The following is a 24,919-nucleotide window of genomic DNA, read 5'->3' as shown; positions in this document are numbered from 1 at the left end:
GAGAACACGTATTAGGAGGGATTTTATTGCCGGAAGGTCAAATTAGAAAAGCATTGAGTGGCTTTTATTATGTTTATTATAAAGGCGAAACCTATCAGACCAGAGGTAGAGGGAACTTTCGGAAAAGAGATTTGACGCCTTTAGTTGGTGACTATGTTTTATTTGAAAGTGGGAATTTAAAAGAAGGTGTCGTAAAAGAACTATTGCCTAGAAAAAATGAATTAGTCCGGCCGCCGGTAGCGAATGTTGATATAGGTGTAGTAGTAATGTCAGCTATTGAACCGAATTTTTCGACTAATTTATTAGACCGCTTTTTGGTCACTTTAGAAAGCAAAGGGATCCAAGCCGTTATCTATGTTAGTAAAATTGATTTATTATCGAGTGAAACGCTCCAACAAATTAAAGAAAAACAGCAAGCTTATGAAAAAATTGGCTATCCCATTATTGTACCTGAAAAAGAAGATAATAAAAAAGCATTAGAAGAATTAGTTTCTTATTTTCCTGGGAAACTAACTGTCTTTATGGGGCAATCTGGAGCTGGCAAGTCAACATTGTTGAACAGCATTGCACCTGATTTACTATTAAAGACTGCTGAAATTTCAAGCGCGCTTGGAAGAGGGAAACACACAACAAGACACGTTGAATTATTGCCTTTATACGATGGACTAGTGGCTGATACACCAGGTTTTAGTTCAATCGATTTTTTAGAACTTGAAGCTGAAGAACTCTCGGCTTGTTTCCCTGATTTTGTTGAGGTGCAAGATGAATGCCGATTCAGAGGGTGTATGCATAAAAAGGAACCGGGATGTCAAGTGAAAAAAGATGTCGAATTAAAAAAGATACCAGAGTACCGGTATCAACATTACTTGCAATTTTTGAATGAAATTGAAAGTCGTAAACCAAGGTATAATAATAAAGACAAGAAATGAGGACGAAAAAATGAAACTAGCACCATCTATTTTGAGCGCAGACTTTGCAAATTTAGCAAGAGATATTCGTTTATTGGAAGAGGGAGGAGCAGATTATATCCATGTTGATGTGATGGATGGACATTTTGTACCTAATATTACGTTTGGAGCCGATACGGTAGCTGCTATCCGTCCAGTAACAAAATTACCTTTAGATTGTCATTTGATGGTAGAATACCCAGAAAATCATGTTAAAAATTTTGCTAAAGCTGGCGCAGATATTATTACAGTGCATGCTGAGAGTACACCTCATATTCATCGCGTTATTCAATTAATAAAAGATCAAGGTGTTAAAGCGGGGATCGCCGTTAATCCGGGCACGCCGATCGAATCACTGATCCATGTATTAGGACTAGTCGATTTAGTTTTAGTTATGACAGTCAACCCAGGTTATGGTGGACAAAGTTTTATTCCTGAAACACTTAAAAAAATAAAAACAGCAAAAGAGTTGAAAGAAAGAGAAGGTTATACTTATGAAATTCAAGTTGATGGGGGAATAGCTGAACAGACTGCTAAACAATGCAAAGAAGCGGGAGCATCTGTTTTTGTAGCAGGTTCTTACATTTATAATGCGGAAGATCCTAAAAGTCAAATGGCTTTATTGATGGATGCTGTAAGCTAGGATGGAACAGCAACTTGCAATCATGGTTGGTGGACCTTATGAACGCATACCAGTACTAAAAGATGTTAATTCAAAAGAACTCATTTGGATAGGTGTTGATAGAGGAACATTGCGTTTGTTGGAACAAGGAATTGTTCCTAAGATAGCTTTAGGTGATTTTGATTCTGTTACGAAAGAGGAATTAAAAAAAATCAAGAATAAAGTTGCTGATGTCCGGGTTTATCAAGCCGAAAAAGATGAGACGGATACAGAGTTGGCTGTCCGAGTTGCTTTTGACGAATTTAAACCAACTAAGGTTTTTATTTACGGAGGCACTGGGGGGAGAATAGATCATTTATTAAATAATATCTATATGGTGTTCCAACCGAAGATCTTCCAGCAAGCAGCTAAAATCTGTTTGGTAGATGTTCAAAATACCATCTCCTACTTCTTACCCGGTACACATACAATAACAAAAGAACAAGATAAAGAGTATCTTGCATTTGTTTGTTTATCTGCAGTAGAACAATTGTCAATAAAAGATGCAAAGTATCGATTAGAAAACGTGGATTTTGCTTACCCAGTTTCTTTGGCAAGCAATGAATTTATTGCAGATAAAGTGACTTTCTCCTTTAAATCGGGAATAATAGCAGTCATTCAAAGTAAAGATGACGAGTCAAAAGAATAAAAGTAATTTAGATGAATGTAAAAGTAAACAAATAAAAAAAACCTTTTCCATAACGATGGGAAAGGTTTTTTTTAAGTAAAATTATACGCGTGCAATTTTACCAGATTTAAGTGCTCGAGTTGATACCCAAACTTTTTGAGGTGAACCGTCAATCATGATACGAACTTTTTGCAAGTTAGCACCCCAAGTACGTTTTGATTTGTTCATAGCGTGAGAGCGGTTATTTCCGCTTCTTGCTTTACGTCCTGTAATTGCACATTCTTTAGCCATTAGTCTTTCCTCCTTTGCCGATATATCGAAGCAAAGCTTCAATCAATACTCATACTTCAATAATTTATCATAATTTAGTTGCCTTTGCAAGAACTTCTTTCAAGGAAATTTACTTGACAGCCTTTTATTGTTTGCCTAGTGTTAGTTTAGATGAGGAGAAGGATAGAGAAACTTTGTTTTTCTTTTCTTATTTAGTCTGCTATGATAAAATATAGAGTAGTAATTTATGGCTTGCTAGCCAAGAGGAGGATTTTTAACATGGCAGTTAAAATCAAAACACAATTTGGAACAATCGATATCTCAAACGAAGTCATTGCGACTGTTGTTGGGGGCGCTGCAACTGAAATTTTTGGAATCGTTGGTATGGCAAGTAAAAGTCAAATAAGGGATAATTTAAATGATATACTAAAAAAAGAAAACTATTCACGTGGCGTTATCGTTCGTCAAGAAGAGACTGGTGTAGCGGTTGATATTTATATTATTGTAAGTTATGGAATAAAAATTTCTGAAGTTAGTCGTAATGTACAAGAAATTGTAAAATACAATTTGGAAACAATGCTAGGTGTCACCGCTAATACTGTAAATGTTTATGTTCAAGGTGTTCGCGTATTAAATGACTAATAAGGACTTATCAAAGAAGAAATAGTTACTATTACTTTATTGAAAAGTAACTAAGGAGGATATATGTAGTGAAAGTTACAAAATTAGAAGGTAAACAGTTTCGCTTAATGATAGCAACAGGAGCTACTCGTTTAGAAAAAAATGCGGAATATGTGAACTCATTAAATGTTTTTCCAGTTCCAGACGGTGATACAGGAACCAATATGAATTTATCATTGGCTAGTGGAGCTAAGGCCGTTTCTAACACAGCTTCTGAAAGCATCGGAGATCTGTCAGCAGCCTTATCTAAGGGTTTACTAATGGGAGCTCGTGGGAATTCTGGAGTTATTTTATCTCAATTATTTAGAGGATTCGGCAAAGCTATCGAAAATAAAGAAACGTTGTCTTCTAAAGACTTTTCTGAAGCTTTTACTAGAGGTGTTGAAACGGCATATAAAGCAGTCATGAAGCCTGTTGAAGGAACTATTTTAACTGTAGCTCGCGAATCTGCTAAAGCTGGTGAAAAAAAAGCAAAAGAGACAGACGATGTTGTTGTTGTAATGGAAGCAGTCGTACGTGGAGCTAAAAAATCACTGGCTAAAACACCTGATTTATTGCCTATACTTAAAGAAGTTGGAGTTGTAGACAGCGGCGGACAAGGATTGTTATTTATTTATGAAGGATTCTTAGAAGTGTTGTCTGGAAAAGTTATAGAAGAAGATATCAATCAGCCTTCTCCACAAGAAATGTCAGAACTAGTTAATGCGGAACACCATAAAAGTGTTTCAGACCACATTCATACTGAAGATATCAAATATGGTTATTGTACAGAAATCATGGTTGAAATTGGCAAAGGAGAAACAGTTGATAGTGAATTTGACTACGATACATTCCGTAACCATTTAAACGAAATCGGTGATTCCTTACTAGTTGTTGCTGATGATGATATCGTTAAGGTTCATGTCCATACAGAACATCCAGGAGAAGTTATGAATTATGGTCAAAAATTTGGTTCATTACTTAAAATAAAAGTTGATAACATGCGTGTTCAGCATGAAACGATTCTCGAAAGTGAGTCGCACCAGCTCGTTGAAAAAAAAGCTAAAACCCCTTACGGTATTATTGCTGTTGCAGCGGGAAAAGGCGTTCAAGACTTGTTTAAAAGTTTAGGCGTTGACTATGTCATCAGTGGTGGACAAACAATGAATCCAAGTACAGAGGATATTCTTAAAGCAATCGAAGAAGTAAATGCTGAAAAAATTATTATTTTGCCAAACAATAAAAATATCTTTATGGCGGCAGATCAAGCAGCTGAAGTCAGCGAATTGCCAGTGGCTGTTATTCCTAGTAAAACAGTTTCACAAGGTATGACAGCAATGTTAGCTTTCAATGAGTTGAATGACTTAGATGCAAATAAGGCTGAGATGATGAGTGAATTAGCGAATGTTATAAGTGGTCAAGTTACGAATGCAGTAAGAGACACAGAAATTAATGGAATGACGATCAAAAAAGATGATTTTATGGGTATCATTGAAGGGGATATTAAAGTATCTCAATCAAACCGTAAAGATGTTACGATTGAAACCTTGAAACAAATGATATCAGAAGATAGTGAAATTGTGACAATTTTACTTGGAGAAGATGGGGATGAAAATGAAGCTGCTGAAATTGCTGCCGAAATTGAAAAACTATTTGAAGAAGTAGAAGTAGAAATTCATGATGGTCAACAACCAGTCTATCCGTATATCTTGTCGGTAGAATAATTAAAAGGCAAAAATAGATCGGGATTTTATTCCATTCCTATTTTTGCCTTTTTTGGTCAATCAAAAAGGGAATCACTATATTCAACAGCTCACTGCTATTGCTGTTTTGAGTAACCGGTACATTAAGGGAGGAAAGAGACAGACCAAAGAGTAGGATCTACAGCTTTGAATCTGTTGAAAAATATATGACTAAAACAATTTATGATTCTGTTTCTACCCTCCCTTACGTTGGAGAAAAACGGTTAGAGGCTTTGCACCAATTGGGTATCCACACCATTTTTGATTTGTTGTCTCATTATCCGACTCGTTATGAGGATATTCAAGAAAAAGATCTATTAGAGATAGGGGATCAAGAAAAAGTCACGTTGAAAGGAAATGTTGTTTCAGAAGCAGTGGTCAGCCGCTTTGGTCCGAAGAAAAACCGCCTATCATTTCGTCTCATTATTGACCACGCTGTGATATCGGTTACTTTTTTTAATCAGCCCTATTTAAAAAGTAAAATCGTTACCGGAGAAGAAATAGCTGTATTTGGCAAATGGGATGCAAAAAGAAAAATTCTGACCGGCATAAAAATTTTAGGAAGTCGCTCAGATTCTGAGAATGGCGATTTTGAATCAGTTTATAGTGCAAATAAGGCTATTAAACAAAGCACGATTTTGAAATTGATCACAGAAGCCTTCAAATACTACGAAGATTATATCCCAGAGGTCGTGCCGCCAGAATTAAGAAGCAAATATAGATTGATTTCTCATCATGACGCTATTTATGCGATGCATTTCCCAGCTTCAGAAGAACAAAAGAAACAAGCTAGAAGAGAAGTGATTTTTGAAGAGTTTTTATTGTACCAAATGCGTATGCAGATCGTTCGAAAAAAACAAAAAGCGATGGGCAAAGGAAACTCGCTCAAGTACAATGTGACTGACTTGAGGAAATTTATTGAAACTTTGCCTTTTGAATTAACGAAAGCACAAAAGCGAGTCGTAAATGAAATCTGCAGCGATTTAAGGCAGCCAATCCATATGCATCGATTGCTGCAAGGAGATGTTGGGAGTGGAAAAACGATTGTTGCTGCAATCGCATTATATGCTGCTACAAATGTGGGTGTCCAGTCGGCTTTAATGGTGCCAACTGAAATCCTTGCCGAACAGCATATGGAAAGTCTGTCCGAATTGTTTGATCCTCTTGAGGTCCGAATTGCTTTGTTGACGGGTTCAACAAAAACAAAAGACCGACGTTTGATTTTAGAACAATTAGCTAATGGTGAATTGGACGTTCTTATAGGCACGCATGCATTGATTCAAGAAGGTGTATCTTTTTCTCGATTAGGTTTAGTCATCACGGATGAACAGCATCGTTTTGGTGTGAATCAACGGAAATTATTGAGAGATAAAGGAAAAGATGCGGATGTTTTATTTATGACAGCTACTCCTATCCCACGGACCTTAGCAATTACGGCTTATGGCGAAATGGATGTTTCTATTATCGATGAAATGCCTGCTGGAAGAATTCCGATTCAAACGTCATGGATCAAACCTCAGAATTTTGAAAGAACATTAGAATTCATTGAATTTCAATTAAGAAAAGGATCGCAAGCGTATGTTATTTGTCCATTAATTGAAGAATCAGAAAGTATGGATGTTAAAAATGCCACGGATATTTATGAAAAGTTAACAGCTTATTACGGTGGCCGCTTTCAAGTAGGTTTGTTGCATGGAAAAATGAAATCAAGAGATAAAGAAAGTGTCATGGAAAATTTCAAAGAAAAAAGCTTGCAAGTTCTTGTTTCTACAACTGTTATTGAAGTAGGAGTGAATGTGCCGAATGCGACGACTATGATTATTTATGATGCTGACCGCTTTGGCCTGTCTCAATTGCATCAGTTAAGAGGCCGAGTTGGTCGCGGAGATAAAGAATCTTATTGTGTTCTTGTCGCGAACCCTAAAACAGAAAACGGAATGGAACGCATGAAAATAATGACCGAAACAACTGATGGTTTTTTACTTAGTGAAAAAGATTTAGAGTTGAGAGGACCTGGAGACTTGTTTGGTAATAAACAATCGGGACTGCCCAATTTTAAAATAGGGAATATTGTAGATGATTTTGGAGCTCTAGAAGCAGCCAGACAAGAAGCAAATAACTTGATCAATCAAAAAGATTTTCTGTTAAACGAACTTTATCAAGCCCTTAGAGAAGCTATTGGGTTCAATGAATTAGAAGGTTTAGATTTTAATTGAGATTTACCCGCAATTAGTGGTAAAATTTGTTAGCATGTAAAGTTTAGTAATGTTAGAAATTCACTAGGAGGCAAATGATTTGAAAATTGCAGTAGATGCTATGGGTGGAGATAACGCTCCACAAGCAATTGTAGAAGGTATCATGATGGCAGTTAAAGAATATCAGGATATTGAATTTATTCTTTATGGAAAAGAAGAAGCTATCAGGGAATACTTAACAGATGAAACAAATATTACCATTGTTCATACAGATGAAAAAATTATGAGTGAAGATGACCCCGTTCGCGCTGTCCGCCGTAAAAAGAATGCCTCAATGGTACTAGCAGCTCAAGCTGTTAAAGACAAAAAAGCTGATGCGTTATTTTCAGCGGGAAATACCGGGGCATTGTTGACAGCTGGGCTATTGATCATTGGACGGATCAAAGGAATCGACCGACCTGGTTTATTAGTGACACTACCTGTCATTGGGAATGAAAATGAAACTTTCAATTTAATGGATGTCGGTGCAAATGCAGATACTAAACCAGAAAATATTAACCAATACGCAACATTAGGCAGCTATTATGCTCAATTTGTTAGAGGAGTAAAAAATCCGAAGGTTGGTTTACTAAATAATGGGACCGAAGAAAATAAAGGGAACGATGTAACTAAGAGGGCTTATCAACTCTTAGCAAATAATACAGATATTAATTTTGTTGGAAACGTAGAAGCACGTGAGTTGTTGAGTGGTATAGCAGATGTAGTGGTTACCGATGGTTATACTGGAAATGCAGTATTAAAAACAATTGAAGGTACTGCGCTATCTATGATGAAACTAATTAAAAATGCTGTGTATGAAAATGGTGTAAAAGCTAAATTAGGTGGATTATTATTGAAAGATAGTTTTTCTAGTATGAAAGATGTTTTAGATTATTCTAAACATGGTGGAGCAGTACTATTTGGAGTTAAAGCACCAGTTATCAAAACGCATGGATCAACTGAGAAAGAAGCTGTCTATTATACGATCAGACAAATTCATGAAATGTTAGATTCTCATGTTATTGATGACTTAGTTCATCATTTTGAAGAAAAAGAAGCGTCAGCTATACTTAAAAAATAGTTGGACAATAGTTATAATTATCGTTAAAATAAATAGTGTGATGTAAATTAGTTTTGAGTATAAAAAGTCGAATACGGAGGTGTATATATTGTCTACTAATGAAACTTTCGAAAAAATAAAAAAAATCATCGTTGAAAGATTCGGTATTGACGAAGAAAAAGTTACCAAAGAGCTTACTTTTAAAGAAGATTTAGGTGCTGATTCTCTTGATGTCGTAGAATTAGTTATGGAATTAGAAGATGTTTTTGGGACAGAAATATCTGATGAAGATGCTGAACGCATCAATACAGTTGGAGATGCAGTAACGCATATCGAAGAGCACAAAAATTAAACTATTTATTCAGAGTCACTGAACTTATTCATAAGTTAGTGACTCTTTTTTTTTTTGGAAAATAACTGTCTTTAATTTTCGAGAGGGACTGACCTGTTGTTAGTGGGGCCAAACTAGAAATGGTTTATTTTTATCAGAAAAAGCGGTATAATAGTAGAGCATGGATAAATTTTAACAGAAAGGGAGAATATAATGGACGAAGTATTTTTAACACATTTAAAAACTAAATTTAGTTTGGTTTTTCATGACCTTTCTTATTTAGAAGAAGCATTCACCCATTCATCATATGTGAATGAGCACAGGAACCTTAAATTGAAAGATAATGAAAGAATTGAATTTTTAGGAGATGCTGTCTTAGAACTGACCGTATCAAGATTCTTATATGAATTGTATCCTAATGTACCTGAAGGTAAATTAACACGATTGAGAGCGACTATTGTTTGTGAAGCGAGTTTGAGTCAATTTGCAAAAGAATACGAATTCGATCAATTTATCCGTTTAGGCAAAGGCGAAGAGCGTATGAATGGACGAAAACGTCCAGCATTGCTTTGTGATCTATTTGAATCTTTTATTGGAGCGTTATATTTAGATCAAGGAATAGACAGTGTCTTATTTTTTCTTGAACAAACGATCTTTCCGAAAATCAATTCCGGTGCTTTCTCACATGTGATGGATCATAAAACAAACTTACAAGAGTTTTTACAACAAAAAGGTGAAATTGGGATCGAGTATCAATTGGTCGATGAGATAGGACCAGCACATCAAAAAGCATTTGTAGTAGAAGTACTTGCCGAAGGACAAAGCCTGGGACAAGGTCAAGGGACAACAAAAAAAGCTGCTGAACAAGTAGCTGCTGAAAATGCATTACTTGCTTTATTAGAAAAATAGTACAGGGGAAAGGAGCCAGTAGTTGTGCAATTAAAAAGAATAGACATCGCTGGTTTCAAATCGTTTGCAGATAAAACGACAATTGAGTTTCATGATGGTGTAACTGCTGTTGTTGGTCCTAATGGAAGTGGAAAAAGCAATATAACAGAAGCTATTCGCTGGGTTTTAGGCGAACAATCAGCAAAAAATTTACGTGGCGGAAAAATGAATGATATCATCTTTTCAGGATCGGATACAAGAAAGCCGGTCAACCTAGCTGAAGTCACACTGATACTAGAAAATGAAGATCAGTTTTTGCCGTTAGAATTTAGCGAAATAAGTGTCACCAGACGATTACATCGAAATGGTGAGAGTGAATTTTATCTGAATAAACAAGCTTGTCGCTTGAAAGACATTGTGGACCTATTTATGGATTCTGGATTAGGAAAAGAATCTTTTTCAATAATTTCACAAGGAAAAGTGGAAAGTATTTTCAACAGCAAGCCAGAAGAAAGACGATCTATTTTTGAAGAAGCAGCAGGTGTTTTAAAGTACAAAATTCGCAAAAAAAAAGCTGAACAAAAATTAACTGAGACTGAAGAAAATTTAAATCGTGTTCAAGATATTGTTTATGAGCTAGAAGGACTAGTTGAACCACTAAGAGAACAAAGCAGTATAGCAAGAGATTTTTTAGCATACAAAGAACAACTGACTGAAATGGACATTGCTCTAATGGTCGTTGAAATTGAACAGTTAAAAATCAATTGGGATGAAAGTAAAAAGAGAATGATTTCTTTTGAAAAGCAATTAACTGAAAAGAAACAAAGTTTGTTAGAGTGTGAGAATCAGCTGGAAATTAAACGCGAAAAAAAAGTGAAATTAACTGAAGAAATAGAAGAAAATCAGCAAAAATTAGTCCAAGCTATTCAATTATTTGAGCAGACAGAGGGCCAAAAAAATGTTTTATCTGAGCGTAATAAATATACAACTGAAAATTTACAACAGCTTGAAGCCTCTAAAGAGCAATCAAATCAAGCAATCAGTCGCTTGGAGCAACAACTAGAAACGATCAATGAAGAACTTGAACTGAAAATCGAGCAAGAAAAACAGTTGAAGATTGATTTTTCAGCTGCAGAAAAAGAAGCTTTATCTCTTTCGGGAAATTCAAAAGAAACAATAGAGAATTTACGAGATGAATATATTGAACAAATGCAAAAACAAACTAGTTTAAGAAATGAACAGAGTTACCTTGAGCGTAGTTCTTATCAAGTAGCGCAAAAAAGCTTGAAATCGGATGTATCAGTTTCAGAACTTAAAGAAAGTATAGCAACCATAACTTTAGATTTTGAACAGATCATTCAAGAGCTGACTGATGCGCAACAAGAGGTTGCTCAAAAATTATTGCTTTATCAAGAACAACAAGCGAGCAACCAACTGAAAAGACAAGAGTTAGAAAACAATGAATCACGCATGTATGATGCCTTAAAGGTACTACAGCAAGCCAAAGCCAAAAAAGAAAGTTTAAAAGAATTGAATGAAGATTATGCAGGCTTTTACCAAGGTGTTAAAGAAATTTTGAAACGAAAACAAAAAATTGGCGGTATCATCGGTGCAGTTGCTGAATTGATTGAAGTACCCAAGCAGGCTGAACTTGCTATTGATATTGCACTCGGTGCAGCAAGTCAAAATATTATCGTTCAAGATGAACAAAGTGGTCGCAAAGGAATCCAATACTTGAAACAAAAGCGAATCGGTAGAGCAACGTTTTTACCTTTAACAACCATAAAAGCTCGTCAATTGCCAGTATCTATAGAAAAAAAAGCGCGTAGCTGTGAAGGGTTTTTAGGCATTGCCAGCCAACTGATTGCTTACCCTGAATCGGTTGCAACGGTCATTCAAAATCTTTTAGGAACAACGATCGTAGCTAAAGACTTAGCATCTGCTAATACTATCGCTCGTGAAGTACAGTTTAAATACCGTGTTGTGACTCTTGAAGGAGACGTTATGAACGCTGGGGGTTCAATGACTGGAGGAGCAAGCAAATCTGGCAATCAAGGAAGTTTGTTTGCTCGTAAAAATGAATTAACAAGTTTAACGAAGCAGATAGAACAAATGGAAGAAACTTTAGCAAAAAAAGAAATAGAAGTTCGTACGATGAAACAAGTAATCAAAAAAGCAGAACTAAGTTTAAACGAGTTACGCGAAATCGGTGAAAAACAGCGGTTAAGAGAACAAGAATTAAAAAATCAATCTGAAACATTAAAAGAAAAACAGCTGCGCTTTACCAGAGAATTAAAAGCTGTTCAATATGAATGTCAAGAAGCCAAAGAAGAAGCTGAATCTTATGAATTGAAAAAAATAAATTTGGTGAAAGCTTTGCAAACAAATAAAATTAAAATGGATCAAATCAACCACCAGATTCTACTAGCTTCTTCTCAAAATGAAGAGCGAGAAAAAAATCATGCTTTGATCAACGAAAAGCAACAAAATTTACGAACCAAATTAGCTGCTATAAAAGAGCAGCTAGTTGGAATGAAAAAAGAACAAAAAACAGTGTCTAGTCAACTAGAGAATCAAGCTAAAGAGAATGTGTCACTTGCGAATCGAATGGAGCAGATATCTCGCTCTGAGGGTACTCATCAAATGACTAAGCAAGAATTAAGCGATAAATTAGCCCAACTAAGCGAAGCAAAACTTGCGTTAGAAAGTCACCTATCAAAAATAAAAAGTGAAAAGAATATGTTAGAAGCCAAATTGAGTGAGATAGAACAATTGACTACTAAAATAAATAATCAAAAGCACTATCTATTGGAAGATAAGGCAAAATCTGAAGTAGCGATGAATCGGACAGATGTAGCTATTGAAAATCGCTTAGATTACTTAAGCGAAGAGTATGGTTTAACCTTTGAAGCTGCAAAAATGAGTCAATTACTAGAGGTTTCTGTTGAAGAGGCGACACGTGAAGTGAAACTTTTGAAACAGAGTATTGAAGAATTGGGTGCTGTCAATATTGGCGCAATCGAAGAGTTTGAACGGGTCAATGATCGCTACTCTTTTCTTATTGAGCAACGCGAAGATTTATTAGAAGCAAAAATCAGTTTATATACTACGATGAATGAGATGGACGAGGAAGTTAAGATTCGATTTTCAGAGGTATTTGAAGATATTAGCATGAAATTTTCTGAAGTTTTTCCGAAAATGTTTGGCGGAGGCTCTGCTGAATTGCGCTTAACAGATCCTGAAAATTTGTTAACAACAGGTATTGAGATCATTGCTCAGCCTCCAGGTAAAAAACTGCAGCAATTAAGTTTGTTATCGGGGGGAGAACGAGCATTTACAGCAATTGCTTTAATGTTTTCAATTATACAAGTCCGTCCTGTACCATTTTGTATCTTAGATGAAGTGGAAGCAGCACTTGATGAAGCGAATGTTATCAGATTCGGGCGTTATTTAAAGCAATTTGATGGTGATACTCAATTTATTGTCATTACCCACCGTAAAGGAACAATGGAAGAAGCAAATGTGCTTTATGGCATTACGATGCAAGAATCAGGTGTTTCTAAAGTGGTGTCTGTTCGTTTAGAAGAAGCAGCGGATGTTCATGTTGGAATAACCTAGAAAAGTAGAAAGGATGGAGCCAAAGTATGATTAAATTAGTTGCAATTGATTTAGATGGAACATTACTAAATGGGGAACATACTATATCAAATGAGAATAAAGAAGCAATTAAAAAAGCAAAAGAACAAGGCGTTAAAGTTGTCCTTTGTACAGGGAGACCTTTACTAGGAATGATCTCTTATCTAGAAGAGTTAAACTTAAGAGAATCTGGAGATTATGGCATTACGTATAATGGTGGCCTAGTACAACGTACGGATACTGGTGATGTGTTATCTAAAACAACATTGACTAAAGTTGAGACAGAAGAAATTTTTGAATTAAGCAAGAAAATCAATGTTCCTTGTAATTTTATTGATTTAGAAAACATTTATGAACCACCCTATCCTGAGGGTCGTGACTCACTTTATCCTACAGTGATGACAGCATTACCGTATGTTCCAATAATAATGGAGGAAATGTCTGGAGACATTGCAATCAATAAAACGGTCTTTTGTTATAGCCAAATTTTATTAGATGAAGCAATTAAAAATATTCCAGCTTATTTTTTTGAAAAATACACTATTATGAAATCAAGACCGATATTATTAGAATTAATGCCTAAAAATGTAGATAAAGGTACAGGTATAGCTGTTTTAGCTGATTTATTGGGCTTTGAAGCTTCAGAAGTAATGTCCTTAGGGGATGAGGCCAATGATGCAGCAATGATCGAATATGCAGGCATGGGAGTAGCTATGGGAAATGCTACAAACGAGATAAAGGCAATGGCTCAGTACATCACCAAAACAAATGAAGAGCATGGTGTAGCATACGCTATTCATAAATTTGTGCTTAATCAATAAGCTGAAATTCTGAGAGAAGAGGGTGTGAAATGGGATTATTTGATAAAATAAAGAAAGCTTTTACAGGCGAAGAAAAGATAGAGACCACGGAAGTAACTGAAAAATATGAGAAGGGTCTTGAAAAAACACGAAAAACATTTTCTCAACGCATGAATGAACTGTTTGCTAATTTCAGAACAGTTGATGAAGACTTTTTTGATGAGCTTGAGGAAGTTTTGATTGGAGCGGATGTTGGTTTTGAATCAACAATGGAGATCACTGATGCCCTACGTCAAGAAGTTAAATTAAAAAATGCAAAAGCCTCGAATGAAGTTCAGCAAGTAATCATTGAAAAAATGGTTGAGATTTATGAAAAAGGCAACACAGATAAACCTGAAATCAATCTAAATGCTGAAGGGTTGACCGTGATTTTACTGGTTGGCGTAAATGGCGTAGGCAAAACAACAACAATTGGTAAAATGGCTCATCTTTATAAACAAGAAGGAAAAAAAGTCATGTTAGCAGCTGGAGATACGTTTAGAGCGGGTGCAATCGAGCAGTTACATGTTTGGGGCGAACGTGTTGGAGCAGAAGTAGTCAGTGGTAAAGCTGGAGGCGATCCAGCAGCTGTAGTGTTTGATGCTATAAAAGAGGCCAAGCAGCAAAAAGCGGATATATTATTCGTAGATACCGCAGGACGATTACAAAATAAAGTGAATTTAATGAACGAGTTAGAAAAAATGAAACGGATCATAGAACGTGAAATACCAGGTGGACCGCATGAAGTATTGCTAGTGCTAGATGCAACAACAGGACAAAACGCAATGAATCAAGCAAAAGAATTTAAAAAAGCGACTGATGTAACGGGTATCGTGTTGACCAAATTAGATGGTACAGCTAAAGGTGGAATTGTTTTAGCCATTCGTAAAGAGTTAGATATTCCTGTGAAATTTGTTGGACTAGGTGAAAGTATGGATGATCTGCAACCATTTGATCCAAATGAATACATCTACGGATTGTTCAGCGAACTGATCCAACACTCAATTTAATAATTTTATAAAAATAGCCAAGAACTCCTTTAATGGTTGAGCAATCAACTCGATTTAAAGGAGTTTATTTTTTTACTGTCAGTTACAGAATTTTTTGATCAGATCGTAAAAAAAAGCAGCCAATAAGAGTAAATAGTTAGAAAATGTTTGTAAAAACAAGACAAACTATTGACTATTTGGGTAAAAATGGGTACGCTATTAAAGTATGTAAACGTGTTTTCCTTGACAGTTGTAAAGCGAAGAAAGAAGGGTTAAATTGGAAATTGAAAAAACAAATCAAATGAACGCCTTATTCGATTTCTATGGCTCCTTATTGACAGAGAAACAAAAAAGCTACATGCAATTGTACTATGCAGATGATTTTTCTTTAGGTGAAATTGCAGAAGAATTTGAAGTTAGTCGTCAAGCAATTTATGATAACATAAAGCGAACTGAAAATAGTTTAATAGAATATGAACGGAAATTGCATTTATTAGAAGATTTTAACGCAACAAAGGCAGTTGTAGAAGATATGTCGAGTTACATTAAAAGTCATTATCCAAAAGATGAGTCATTAGAAGAGTTTATCCAGTTATTAAAAAGAGATAGAGATGAGAAATAAAGGAATGGTGAAGTAAAATGGCATTTGAAGGTTTAACGGAGCGTCTCCAAAATGCGATGACGAAAATGCGTCGTAAAGGGAAAGTAACAGAAGCTGATGTAAAAGAAATGATGAGAGAAGTGCGACTAGCTTTACTAGAAGCAGACGTTAACTTCAAAGTTGTTAAAGACTTTTTGAAAACGGTTAGTGCACGTGCAGTTGGTGCAGAAGTATTGGATAGTCTCTCTCCTGGACAGCAAATCATTAAAATTGTTAGTGAAGAATTAACTGATTTAATGGGTGGGGAACAAGCGACGATCCAAACAGCGGCAAAAGCACCAACCGTTGTCATGATGGTTGGGCTTCAAGGAGCAGGTAAAACGACTACAGCTGGTAAATTAGCTAGCTACTTACGTAAAAATCAAAACAAACGTCCTTTATTGATAGCAGCAGATATCTATCGTCCAGCGGCTATCCAACAATTGGAAACGATTGGTAAACAGTTAGATATACCGGTTTTCTCTATGGGAGATCAAGTAAGTCCTGTTGAAATTGCAAGACAAGGGATCGAAAAAGCCAAAGCAGAACATTTAGACTTTGTGCTGATCGATACTGCTGGACGTTTACAAATTGATGAAACATTGATGCAAGAATTAAGTGATATTAAGGAAACAACACAGCCAACAGAAATCTTTTTAGTTGTAGATGCTATGACTGGACAAGAAGCTGCAAATGTTGCCTCTTCTTTTAACGAACAATTAGATATCTCGGGTGTTATCTTAACGAAATTAGATGGCGATACTCGTGGTGGGGCTGCACTTTCTATTCGAGCAGTTACTGGTAAACCAATCAAATTTACAGGATCTGGTGAAAAACTAGATGCTTTAGAACCATTCTATCCAGATCGCATGGCTAATCGTATTTTAGGTATGGGAGATATGTTGACTCTGATTGAAAAGGCTCAAGAAGACTTTGATGAAAAAAAATCAGAAGAAATGATGACAAAATTACGGGAAAATAGTTTTGACTTCAATGATTTTATTGAACAAATGGATCAAGTCAGCAATATGGGACCGATGGAAGATATTTTAAAAATGATTCCAGGCATGAGCAATGTTCCTGGGTTGGATAAACTTCAAATCGATCCAAAAGATACTGCCCGCATGAAAGCTATCGTCTTATCTATGACACCTAAAGAGAGAGAAAATCCAGATCTTTTATCTCAAAGCAGACGCCGCAGAATTGCTCGAGGATCTGCTCGTCCAATAGCTGAAGTCAATCGATTGATCAAACAATTTAATGAATCTAAAAAAATGATGGGCCAAATGTCTAAAGGAAATATGAATGGCATGGAAAATCTATTTGGACAGGGTGCAAAAGGCAAACTTGGTAAAATGGCAATGAATTCTATGGTCCGTAAAAACAAGAAAAAAATGAAGAAAAAAAATAAAAAAAGTCGTAAATAATATTTCAAAATAGTAAATTGGTGATTTATAAAAAAAAAACATGCTGTAAAGAAAAAACACTTTACAAGCTATAAATAAACTGGTAAACTAATTGTTGTGAGATAGTTAATGGAGGTGTAAGAAATATGGCAGTAAAAATTCGTTTAAAACGCATGGGATCTAAAAGAAATCCATTTTACCGTATCGTAGTTGCAGATTCACGTTCTCCACGTGATGGACGTTTCATCGAAACTGTAGGAACATACAATCCAGTTGTTAATCCAGCAGAAGTAAAAGTGGACGAAGAATCAGTATTAAAATGGTTAGCTAATGGTGCTCAACCTTCTGATACAATTCGTAACATCCTTTCAAAAGAAGGCATTATGAAAAAATTCCATGAATCAAAAAACAGTAAATAAAAGGATGTTTTCTATGGCTGACATAAAAGAATTAATTCTTACAGTTGTGAGTCCTCTTGTAAGTCATCCTGATGAGTTGATGATTGATGTAGTAGAAACTGAAGAGTTTTTAGATTATCAATTATCAGTTCATCCTGATGATGTAGGGCGAGTAATTGGAAAAAAAGGTCGCGTAGCTAAAGCTATCCGTACAATTGTTTACAGTGTGAGAGTTCTTGGACTTAAGCGTGTAAGATTAACAATTGTAAATAGCTAAATTCTGAAAAAGAAATCATTTCTTCAATAAGAGATGGTTTCTTTTTTTATTAAAAATTTTATCAAAAATGTTAATTGAATAGAGCAGGTCTATAATTTCCAGTTCTAAGCAATCAATTCGATCAATTGCTTGGAACTTCTGGAAGAATAAAGGACGCTAAACTTTGAACGGTATTATGACTCTATATAAAAACAATCGTTTTATCAAAAATCTCTTTTGAAACACCCATACTATTTGTTAAATAATCAATAGAGTTAAAAAGAAAAACTAATTGTAAATGAGGGAACGAAATGATGAAAATGTACAATGTAGGAAAAATTGTTAACACACAAGGAATAAAAGGCGAAGTCCGTGTTATTTCAAAAACAGATTTTCCAGAAGAACGGTATAAAAAAGGGTCGACATTATCTTTATTTAAAGATGGAAAAAAAGTAACTGAATTAACGGTTGCAAGTCATCGCAAACAGAAGAACTTTGATATTCTTTCTTTTGAAAACCATCCTAACATCAATGATGTAGAAAAATACCGTGATTGCATGTTGAAAGTTAGTGAAGAGCGATTAACTGATTTACCAAAAAATGAATTTTATTTACACCAAATTATTGGGCTGACCGTCCAAGATGAAGAGAAAAATGTAATCGGAAAAATCAGCGAAGTAATGTCACCAGGTGCTAATGATGTATGGGTAATTGAGCGACCTAAAAAGAAGGATTTGTTGATTCCATATATTGAAGATATAGTATTAGAGGTAGATTTAGAAGAGCAGCTAGTCACTATTCATGTGATGGAAGGGCTAGATGATTAATGAAAATTGATGTTTTGACCTTATTCCCAAGAATGTTCCAAGGACCATTGACCGAGTCCATTATTGGAAAAGCTATTGAAAAAGATTTACTTCAAGTGAATGTGATGAATTTTAGAGACTACACAGATAATAAACACCAAAATGTAGATGATTATCCTTATGGCGGCGGTGCAGGAATGTTGTTAAAAGCGCAGCCTATTTTTGCTGCATTAGATGCCATAAAAGAAAAAAATCCAGATACAAAAAAACGTGTAATTTTATTGGATCCGGCAGGTATTCCGTTTACCCAATCCGTAGCAGAAGAATTAGCAGATGAAGAGCACTTAGTGTTTATTTGCGGCCATTATGAAGGCTATGACGAACGTATTCGGACTCTGGTAACGGATGAAATTTCTTTAGGTGATTATGTTTTAACCGGTGGAGAGTTAGGCGCTATGGTGATAATCGATGCAACTGTTCGTTTACTGCCTGAAGTTTTAGGGAATGATCAATCGGCTAAAACGGATTCCCATTCTACGGGTCTTTTGGAACAGCCGCAGTACACCAGGCCTGCTGAGTTTCGTGGGATGAAAGTTCCAGATGTACTAATTAGCGGCAATCATAAAAAAATAAAAGAGTGGCAAGATAAAGAATCAATCAGACGTACAATTGAGAGACGTCCTGATATGCTTGAGACAGTAAAGCTATCAGAAGAACAGCAAAGATATTTAAAAGAAATAAAACAAGAGACTTGAGCTATTGATAAGACATTCTAAAAGAACAAAAATTAAGTGATTTTAAAATTATAAAATAAGGGAATTTACTTTACACCTATTAGAACATATGGTAATATTATTTGGTGAGCGGGTAGAACCTGCCATTAAACGATGTTCCGCTGTGTCCATATTGCGATGCATGAATGTTTGTTGGAAGGAGAAAATACAATGAGTAAATTAATCGAAGCAATTACTAACGGCCAATTACGTGAAGATATTCCAGCTTTCCGTCCAGGAGATACTGTACGTGTTCATGCTAAAATCGTCGAAGGTACTAGAGAACGTATCCAATTATTTGAAGGTGTTGTAATCAAACGCCGTGGTGCTGGAATCAGCCAATCTTATACAGTTCGTAAAATTTCTAATGGAATTGGCGTTGAACGTACATTCCCATTACATTCACCACGTGTTGCTCAAATTGAAGTTGTTCGCTTTGGTAAAGTACGTCGTGCTAAATTGTACTACTTACGTGAATTACACGGAAAAGCAGCTCGTATCAAAGAAATTCGTCGTTAAGATGTTTTTTTTAAGTTCTAACCTAATTAGGTTAGAACTTTTTTTGTTTTCTAAAATACACTGTTAATTATAAACAGAGTACGTTATAATTGAAAATGAAAAAGCGATTAGAATTTAAAAAAGTGGGGTATTGTAGAGTGAATAAAGCATTAGTAAACTTTGAAGCCATATTAAAAGCAAAAAATGTTCCTTTAGCTAAGAAAGAAATAAAAAACGGACAGATTCTGTATAATGGTAAATTTAAACTGAATGATAGTCAATCTTTACCATTTGGGATTGTTTTTGATAATAAAGAAGAAGGCATTATTGATTTTCAAATTGTCTACCATAAACTAGCTTATGTAACAAATTTTGATGCAAAACATCAAGTTTTAGACGTTTTAAATGAATTAAATGAAATGAAAACAGGGTATTACCGTGTTTGTCTTGCAGGAGACGGAGAAATTTATATGAGACTTCTTTCTCGTACAACAGAAGATGTGAGAGCAGCTTATGAAATGATGATCGTTGGCTCAACAATTGCTAAAAGTATTCTTCCAAAAATTGAAGAAGCTGTGGCCAAAAAATAAAATTTGAATTCAGGCAGATAGATATCCAAAAGAAAGCAGGGGTTTTATGAAAAATCAAAAGCCTTTATTTCATGCTGAAATGGTTAATGAAACGGGTGTAAATGGTCAAGCATTTGTAAAAAATGGTGGGCTAAAAGTTAAACTTTCTAGTCCGTTAAATGACGATGAAGGCACAAATCCTGAAGAATTGATCGGATTGTCTTTGAGTACTTGTTTAAATGCCACGATTCAATCTTTATTAAAAGCAAGAGGAAAAGAAAATACAAGCCGTGTTGAAGCTCATGTCGATTTTATGCGTGAACCAAATGGAATTGGCTACTTCTTTAACGTAAAAGCTTTTGCAAAAATTGACGGGTTGTCTTTTGAAGAAAATGAAATAATCGTGAAAGAAGCTGAGAATCGTTGTCCTGTATCTAAATTATTAGCCGGAAGTGAGACAGTGTCAGTAAAAGCTGTTAGAGAGTTTTAATCTAAAAGACAAAAAGACCTTCAAAATTATTTTTGAAGGTCTTTTTGCTGCAAATAAATTACCTGTAATTTGTAAACTGAAGATCTATTGGTAAATTAGCATCTCGCAATAAAGCAATGACTTGTTGCAAATCATCACGGTTTTTACCGATCACTCGTATTTGATCGTCTTGTATTTGCGTTTTAACTTTGATACCCGATTTTTTAATGAGTTGAGTAATCGTTTTTGCGTGTTCTTTGTCGATCCCACTAATCAAGTCAGCGAATTGACGCACATTTCCGCCAAAAGCTTTTTCGGTTGAAGAATAGTGCAGGTTTCTGGTGGGAACGCCTCTTTTGACCAATTTATTAGACAAAACGTCTTTTACTTGCTCTAATTTAAAATCATCATCTGAAACTAAAATTAATTTTTCTTTTTCTAATTTGATCTCGCTGATGGAACCTTTAAAATCAAAACGATTAGCAATTTCTTTTGTTGCTAACTGTATAGAATTTTTTATCTCTTCCATATTCATTTCTGAAACGATATCAAAACTTGCTTCTTTTGCCATAATTGTTTCCTCCTTCTACATAGTGCTCTTAAATTGTACCACAAAGGCGTGTGCAGGAGAAGGAAACGGATACAAATGAGAGGGTAATGAAGAAAAGTGAGTTTTTCTTTATTTATAAGGGAAAACTTGTTATCCTTGTTTGATTAAGTTAGTAGGGAGTTGTAAAATGACACAATTAAAAACACCAAATTTTTGGATCGAACAAGCCAAAAAAATCTTCTTCGTTTTTTTTGCAGCGATTACAAATGCAATTGCTTTGAATAACTTCTTAATTCCCTCAAATATTTATGCTGCAGGGATTAATGGAGTTTCGCAATTAATATCAGGTATTTTAGATGGTTCTTTAGGCATTATTATCGATACGGGTGTATTGATACTTGTATTTAACATACCTATCGCGCTACTTGGATGGTTCAAAGTAGGGAGAAATTTCACATTATACAGTTTCATGACTTCGGTTTTGATTTCGTTTTTTGCTATTCTTTTACCGATAAATCCATTGACGAATGATCCTTTGATGAATGCTCTGTTTGGAGGCATCATTAGTGGAGCAGGAATTGGATTTGCTTTGAAATTCGGTTTTTCGACTGGTGGAATGGATATTATTTCAATGGTATTGGCCAAAACAACGGGAAGATCGATCGGGACATTGATATTTTCAATGAATTTACTCATTGTTTCATCGGCTGGTTTACTATACGGTTGGGAATATGCTCTTTATACTTTGGTATCGATTTACGTTATGACTAAGATGATTGATACAATACACACTAGTCATCAAAAAGTGACAGCTATGATTGTAACCAATGAACCAGATGCTTTGGTGAAGAAAATACACGAAAAATTAATAAGAGGAATTACAATTATTCCTGCTAAAGGTGCTTATTCAAAAACGGATCGTTCCGTTCTAATGATGGTCATTACTCGTTATGAAATGTATGAATTAGAACAAGCGGTCAGAGAAGCAGATGCTTCAGCATTTGTTAATTTTATGGAAACAAATAAAGTACTAGGAGAATTTTGGAGTTTTGATCGACAAAAAGAATCTCAACTAAAAAGATAATATAAGTGAGGCTGGGACATAATTCCAAGCCTTTTTGCCTATCCAACTATTGATTTTAGAGGTACTGCTAAAAAGTAACCTCATCGGTAGAAAATATAAAAAAATAAAACAAAAATAGATTGAACATTTTATGATTCAAATATATAGGGTCTATAATTTTTGGCGTTAACAGATCAGTTTGATCACTCACTTGAAATTTCTTTTAAAAGACCAATACCATTTATTGAACAATCGATATCTATATCAAAAAAAGAGTTCATTTATCAGTTTCCTGATAAATAAACTCTTTTTCATATTCTCAGCTAGTTGTGTCCCAAACTCACTTTTTTAATGGTTGATCAAGAGCAACTATTAAACTAATCCAAAGTAATTTTCTAAATAGTGAGCTAGTCCATCTTCATTATTGGTTTTTTCTGTTACATCATTTGAAATATGTTTTAAAGTATCGATCCCATTTTTCATAACTACGCCATGTCCAGCGTATTGGATCATTTCATAATCATTGTCTTCATCACCAAAAGCAATAATATCTTTTTGTTTGATGCCATATACTTGTGCAATGCGTTCAACACCTAGTGCTTTTTGCACACCGGCTGCAACGATTTCTAAACAAGGTGATTGTCCGCCCCAAGTTCTAATTTCAACAGTATCGCCATAACGAGCTGAGATTTTTTCAATAATATAGGCTTGATTTTCTGCATCTGTAAAAACACAAACAGCCGTAGGATCTTCTTTCAAACTAGATGCCGTAAGTTTTGAAGCCCTATTGCTTCCTTCTGGAAAGAAGCCGTTGTAAGGAACGAAATAATTATCTGCAAAAACGGTATCTTTTAGTTCTGCTGCAATTAAATGGATATTTAATTCTTTTTTTAATGTCAGCATATCTAAGGCAATCTCACGATCTAACGTTTTGTGGTACTGTGATTCCCAATTCAATTGATCGGGTAAGTGACACAAGGCCCCATTAAAGTTTACAATAGGCGTTTCCATACCTAATTGAGTATAGAACTGTTTACTGTTTCTGTATGGTCTGCCTGTAACGATTGAAACAAGGTGACCAGCATTTCTTAAAGTCTTCAAAGTGTTTTGGGTCCTAACCGAAATTTCTGAACGATTATTTAATGTAGTCCCATCTAAATCTAGAGCAATTAATTTTTTATTCATCAAGATCCTCCAACTATTATTCATTTATTTTATAAAAGTTTCTAGGTTTCGTTTATGATACACTTACTACATAGAATCTACACAAATAGTGTACCATAAAGTCTATAAGAATGAATACAGAAAGAGGATAGATAGATGATAACAGTAGAGCACAAATCCATTAATGGAATTCCAATGTTAGAAGTTGTTTTAACAGAAAGGCTAAATGAGATCTTACCAACGGTTGTTTTTTATCATGGATGGACAAATCTTAAAGAAAGTTCTTTGGTCCATGGTTATGAAATTGCTAAAAAAGGATTTAGAGCATTAATTCCTGAAGCCTATTTGCATGGAGAAAGAAGCAAAGGTATACCAGTAGAAGAGAGAAGTTTAGAGTTTTGGGATGTTGTGCAGCATAATATTATTGAATTCCCTTCTATAATCGATCACTACGTTAAAGCAGGATTGACGGACCAAAGCCGTGTTGGGGTATCAGGTCTCTCAATGGGCGGTATGACAGCGAGCGCCATTTTAACGCAATATCCTTGGCTAAAAACAGCAGTTGTTCTAATGGGAAGTCCCTCGCCAATTTCTTTTTCTAAATGGTTATTAACATCTAAATGGCAAACAGGAGCAGAAATCGATTTTGAGTCAAAACAATTTGCCCCGGCTATAGAGTCGTTAAAAAATATTTCACTTGATTTACAACCGGAAAAAATTGCTGGGAAATTTATCCACTTTTGGCATGATGAAGACGATGATTTAGTGCCTTATCAACCTACTTTCGATTTTTATAAAAAAATAAAAAATCAAGATTATGGAAAACATGTGAGCTTTACAACAACTGAAAGCTATGGTCATCATGTACCGCATATGATTTCGGTTGAAACAGCCGAATTTTTCGATAAACATTTATAAAAAAATAGGATCTCTCGTTGAAATAATTTACTTTTAGTAAGACAAGAGGTAATATAGAATTAAAAAAGAAGGTGTCTAACTCATGGAACAGACTAACTGGAATGAAGAAAAAATAAATGAAATCAAAGAGGAAATACTTTCTGCTTTAGAGCAGGTCATTGATCCTGAATTGAACATTGATATTGTGAACTTGGGTTTAATTTACGGTGTCGAAATTGCTGAAGAAAAACACTGCGTAATAAAACTAACGCTAACTACGATGGGCTGTCCCTTAGTGGATACTATTACCGATGACATTATGAAAGCAATGCAAACGATCCCTGAAATTTCTTCAACTGAAGTAAAATTAGTCTGGTATCCAGCTTGGGATACAAGTAAAATGAGCCGTTATGCAAGAATTGCATTAGGTGTAAGATAAAGAAAAGTTTACTCTACTAAAAAAGTTAGAGTAAACTTTTTTAGTATCCGCACTAAAATCAGAACTTCGTTTTGGGAGTGAAAATTTATTATAATGAATCAACAAA

General features: G+C 35.0%; 27 protein-coding genes. 24 read left to right on the top strand and 3 right to left on the bottom strand.

From position 1 onward, the window contains the following. Nucleotides 1-20 precede the first annotated feature (20 nt). From rsgA to J7E16_RS03010, 3 genes are read left to right on the top strand one after another with little or no spacing between them, the layout of a single operon-like run. A complete protein-coding gene (gene rsgA, locus J7E16_RS03020) occupies nt 21-929 on the top strand; it encodes a ribosome small subunit-dependent GTPase A (RefSeq protein WP_214888859.1) in 909 nt (302 codons plus the stop codon). 10 nt (nt 930-939) lie between these two features. Then, nucleotides 940-1,590 carry a ribulose-phosphate 3-epimerase gene (gene rpe, locus J7E16_RS03015; RefSeq protein ID WP_214888509.1) on the top strand — a complete coding sequence of 217 codons (651 nt, stop codon included), beginning with the start codon at nt 940-942 and terminating at the stop codon, nt 1,588-1,590. Between the two features lies 1 nt (nt 1,591). After that, a complete protein-coding gene (locus J7E16_RS03010) occupies nt 1,592-2,257 on the top strand; it encodes a thiamine diphosphokinase (RefSeq protein ID WP_214888507.1) in 666 nt (221 codons plus the stop codon). A gap of 81 nt (nt 2,258-2,338) precedes the next feature. Here J7E16_RS03010 and rpmB read toward each other — a convergent pair whose 3' ends face one another. Next, the gene (rpmB, locus tag J7E16_RS03005) at nt 2,339-2,527 is read right to left on the bottom strand and encodes a 50S ribosomal protein L28 (protein ID WP_034548479.1); all 189 of its coding nucleotides are present in this window, start codon (nt 2,525-2,527) and stop codon (nt 2,339-2,341) included. 258 nt (nt 2,528-2,785) lie between these two features. On the opposite strand from rpmB, the gene J7E16_RS03000 reads away from it, so the two are divergent. From J7E16_RS03000 to J7E16_RS02915, 18 genes are all read left to right on the top strand, one after another. Further along, complete coding sequence (locus J7E16_RS03000) at nt 2,786-3,148, top strand: Asp23/Gls24 family envelope stress response protein (protein WP_214888504.1); 363 nt, start codon at nt 2,786-2,788, stop codon at nt 3,146-3,148. Between the two features lie 68 nt (nt 3,149-3,216). Then, on the top strand, nt 3,217-4,890 hold the full coding sequence (locus J7E16_RS02995; RefSeq protein ID WP_214888501.1) for a DAK2 domain-containing protein: 1,674 nt from the start codon (nt 3,217-3,219) through the stop codon (nt 4,888-4,890). Nucleotides 4,891-5,075: 185 nt separating this feature from the next. Continuing rightward, nucleotides 5,076-7,124, top strand: a complete 2,049-nt coding sequence (recG, locus tag J7E16_RS02990; RefSeq protein WP_214888499.1) for an ATP-dependent DNA helicase RecG — start codon at nt 5,076-5,078, stop codon at nt 7,122-7,124. Nucleotides 7,125-7,203: 79 nt separating this feature from the next. Further along, a complete protein-coding gene (plsX, locus tag J7E16_RS02985) occupies nt 7,204-8,223 on the top strand; it encodes a phosphate acyltransferase PlsX (RefSeq protein ID WP_214888498.1) in 1,020 nt (339 codons plus the stop codon). An 88-nt stretch (nt 8,224-8,311) separates the two neighbouring features. After that, nucleotides 8,312-8,554 carry an acyl carrier protein gene (acpP, locus tag J7E16_RS02980; protein WP_214888495.1) on the top strand — a complete coding sequence of 81 codons (243 nt, stop codon included), beginning with the start codon at nt 8,312-8,314 and terminating at the stop codon, nt 8,552-8,554. Nucleotides 8,555-8,746: 192 nt separating this feature from the next. Beyond that, complete coding sequence (rnc, locus tag J7E16_RS02975) at nt 8,747-9,442, top strand: ribonuclease III (protein ID WP_214888493.1); 696 nt, start codon at nt 8,747-8,749, stop codon at nt 9,440-9,442. Nucleotides 9,443-9,466: 24 nt separating this feature from the next. Further along, complete coding sequence (gene smc / locus J7E16_RS02970; RefSeq protein ID WP_214888491.1) at nt 9,467-13,039, top strand: chromosome segregation protein SMC; 3,573 nt, start codon at nt 9,467-9,469, stop codon at nt 13,037-13,039. Between the two features lie 26 nt (nt 13,040-13,065). Beyond that, complete coding sequence (gene yidA / locus J7E16_RS02965) at nt 13,066-13,878, top strand: sugar-phosphatase (protein ID WP_214888489.1); 813 nt, start codon at nt 13,066-13,068, stop codon at nt 13,876-13,878. A gap of 29 nt (nt 13,879-13,907) precedes the next feature. Next, nucleotides 13,908-14,906, top strand: a complete 999-nt coding sequence (gene ftsY / locus J7E16_RS02960) for a signal recognition particle-docking protein FtsY (protein ID WP_214888486.1) — start codon at nt 13,908-13,910, stop codon at nt 14,904-14,906. A gap of 256 nt (nt 14,907-15,162) precedes the next feature. Further along, nucleotides 15,163-15,507, top strand: coding sequence for a putative DNA-binding protein (locus tag J7E16_RS02955; RefSeq protein ID WP_214888483.1), 345 nt, complete (start codon nt 15,163-15,165; stop codon nt 15,505-15,507). A 17-nt stretch (nt 15,508-15,524) separates the two neighbouring features. Next, nucleotides 15,525-16,952 carry a signal recognition particle protein gene (ffh, locus tag J7E16_RS02950; protein ID WP_214888480.1) on the top strand — a complete coding sequence of 476 codons (1,428 nt, stop codon included), beginning with the start codon at nt 15,525-15,527 and terminating at the stop codon, nt 16,950-16,952. 125 nt (nt 16,953-17,077) lie between these two features. Further along, on the top strand, nt 17,078-17,350 hold the full coding sequence (gene rpsP, locus J7E16_RS02945; RefSeq protein ID WP_034548496.1) for a 30S ribosomal protein S16: 273 nt from the start codon (nt 17,078-17,080) through the stop codon (nt 17,348-17,350). Between the two features lie 13 nt (nt 17,351-17,363). Then, entirely contained in the window at nt 17,364-17,606 is a 243-nt protein-coding gene (locus tag J7E16_RS02940; protein ID WP_214888477.1) for a KH domain-containing protein, read from the top strand. A 290-nt stretch (nt 17,607-17,896) separates the two neighbouring features. After that, complete coding sequence (gene rimM, locus J7E16_RS02935) at nt 17,897-18,412, top strand: ribosome maturation factor RimM (RefSeq protein ID WP_214888475.1); 516 nt, start codon at nt 17,897-17,899, stop codon at nt 18,410-18,412. Further along, nucleotides 18,412-19,146: a tRNA (guanosine(37)-N1)-methyltransferase TrmD gene (gene trmD, locus J7E16_RS02930; protein WP_214888473.1), complete on the top strand. Its 735-nt coding sequence runs from the start codon at nt 18,412-18,414 to the stop codon at nt 19,144-19,146. Before rimM ends, trmD begins: the two co-directional genes overlap by 1 nt. 189 nt (nt 19,147-19,335) lie before the next feature. After that, nucleotides 19,336-19,683: a 50S ribosomal protein L19 gene (gene rplS, locus J7E16_RS02925; RefSeq protein WP_034548499.1), complete on the top strand. Its 348-nt coding sequence runs from the start codon at nt 19,336-19,338 to the stop codon at nt 19,681-19,683. 137 nt (nt 19,684-19,820) lie between these two features. After that, nucleotides 19,821-20,252 (top strand): hypothetical protein, encoded by a 432-nt coding sequence (locus J7E16_RS02920; protein ID WP_034548500.1) that lies wholly within the window; start codon nt 19,821-19,823, stop codon nt 20,250-20,252. 46 nt (nt 20,253-20,298) lie between these two features. Next, nucleotides 20,299-20,721: an OsmC family protein gene (locus tag J7E16_RS02915; protein WP_214888471.1), complete on the top strand. Its 423-nt coding sequence runs from the start codon at nt 20,299-20,301 to the stop codon at nt 20,719-20,721. A 58-nt stretch (nt 20,722-20,779) separates the two neighbouring features. Here J7E16_RS02915 and J7E16_RS02910 read toward each other — a convergent pair whose 3' ends face one another. Beyond that, on the bottom strand, nt 20,780-21,271 hold the full coding sequence (locus J7E16_RS02910; RefSeq protein WP_214888469.1) for a YajQ family cyclic di-GMP-binding protein: 492 nt from the start codon (nt 21,269-21,271) through the stop codon (nt 20,780-20,782). Nucleotides 21,272-21,437: 166 nt separating this feature from the next. Here J7E16_RS02910 and J7E16_RS02905 point away from each other — a divergent pair, with 166 nt between their 5' ends. Beyond that, nucleotides 21,438-22,334 carry a YitT family protein gene (locus J7E16_RS02905; protein ID WP_034548503.1) on the top strand — a complete coding sequence of 299 codons (897 nt, stop codon included), beginning with the start codon at nt 21,438-21,440 and terminating at the stop codon, nt 22,332-22,334. A gap of 351 nt (nt 22,335-22,685) precedes the next feature. On the opposite strand, the gene J7E16_RS02900 is transcribed toward J7E16_RS02905, so the two are convergent. Then, nucleotides 22,686-23,498 carry a Cof-type HAD-IIB family hydrolase gene (locus J7E16_RS02900; protein ID WP_214888467.1) on the bottom strand — a complete coding sequence of 271 codons (813 nt, stop codon included), beginning with the start codon at nt 23,496-23,498 and terminating at the stop codon, nt 22,686-22,688. Between the two features lie 135 nt (nt 23,499-23,633). Between J7E16_RS02900 and J7E16_RS02895 the strand changes: the two genes are divergently transcribed. After that, on the top strand, nt 23,634-24,395 hold the full coding sequence (locus tag J7E16_RS02895) for a prolyl oligopeptidase family serine peptidase (protein ID WP_251006035.1): 762 nt from the start codon (nt 23,634-23,636) through the stop codon (nt 24,393-24,395). Nucleotides 24,396-24,477: 82 nt separating this feature from the next. Further along, nucleotides 24,478-24,813, top strand: coding sequence for a metal-sulfur cluster assembly factor (locus J7E16_RS02890; RefSeq protein ID WP_214888465.1), 336 nt, complete (start codon nt 24,478-24,480; stop codon nt 24,811-24,813). Nucleotides 24,814-24,919: the final 106 nt, after the last annotated feature.

This window comes from Carnobacterium sp. ISL-102, assembly GCF_018612935.1.
GTDB classification, from domain to species: Bacteria; Bacillota; Bacilli; order Lactobacillales; family Carnobacteriaceae; genus Carnobacterium_B; species Carnobacterium_B alterfunditum.
This window is presented reverse-complemented; position numbering and strand designations above follow the sequence as displayed.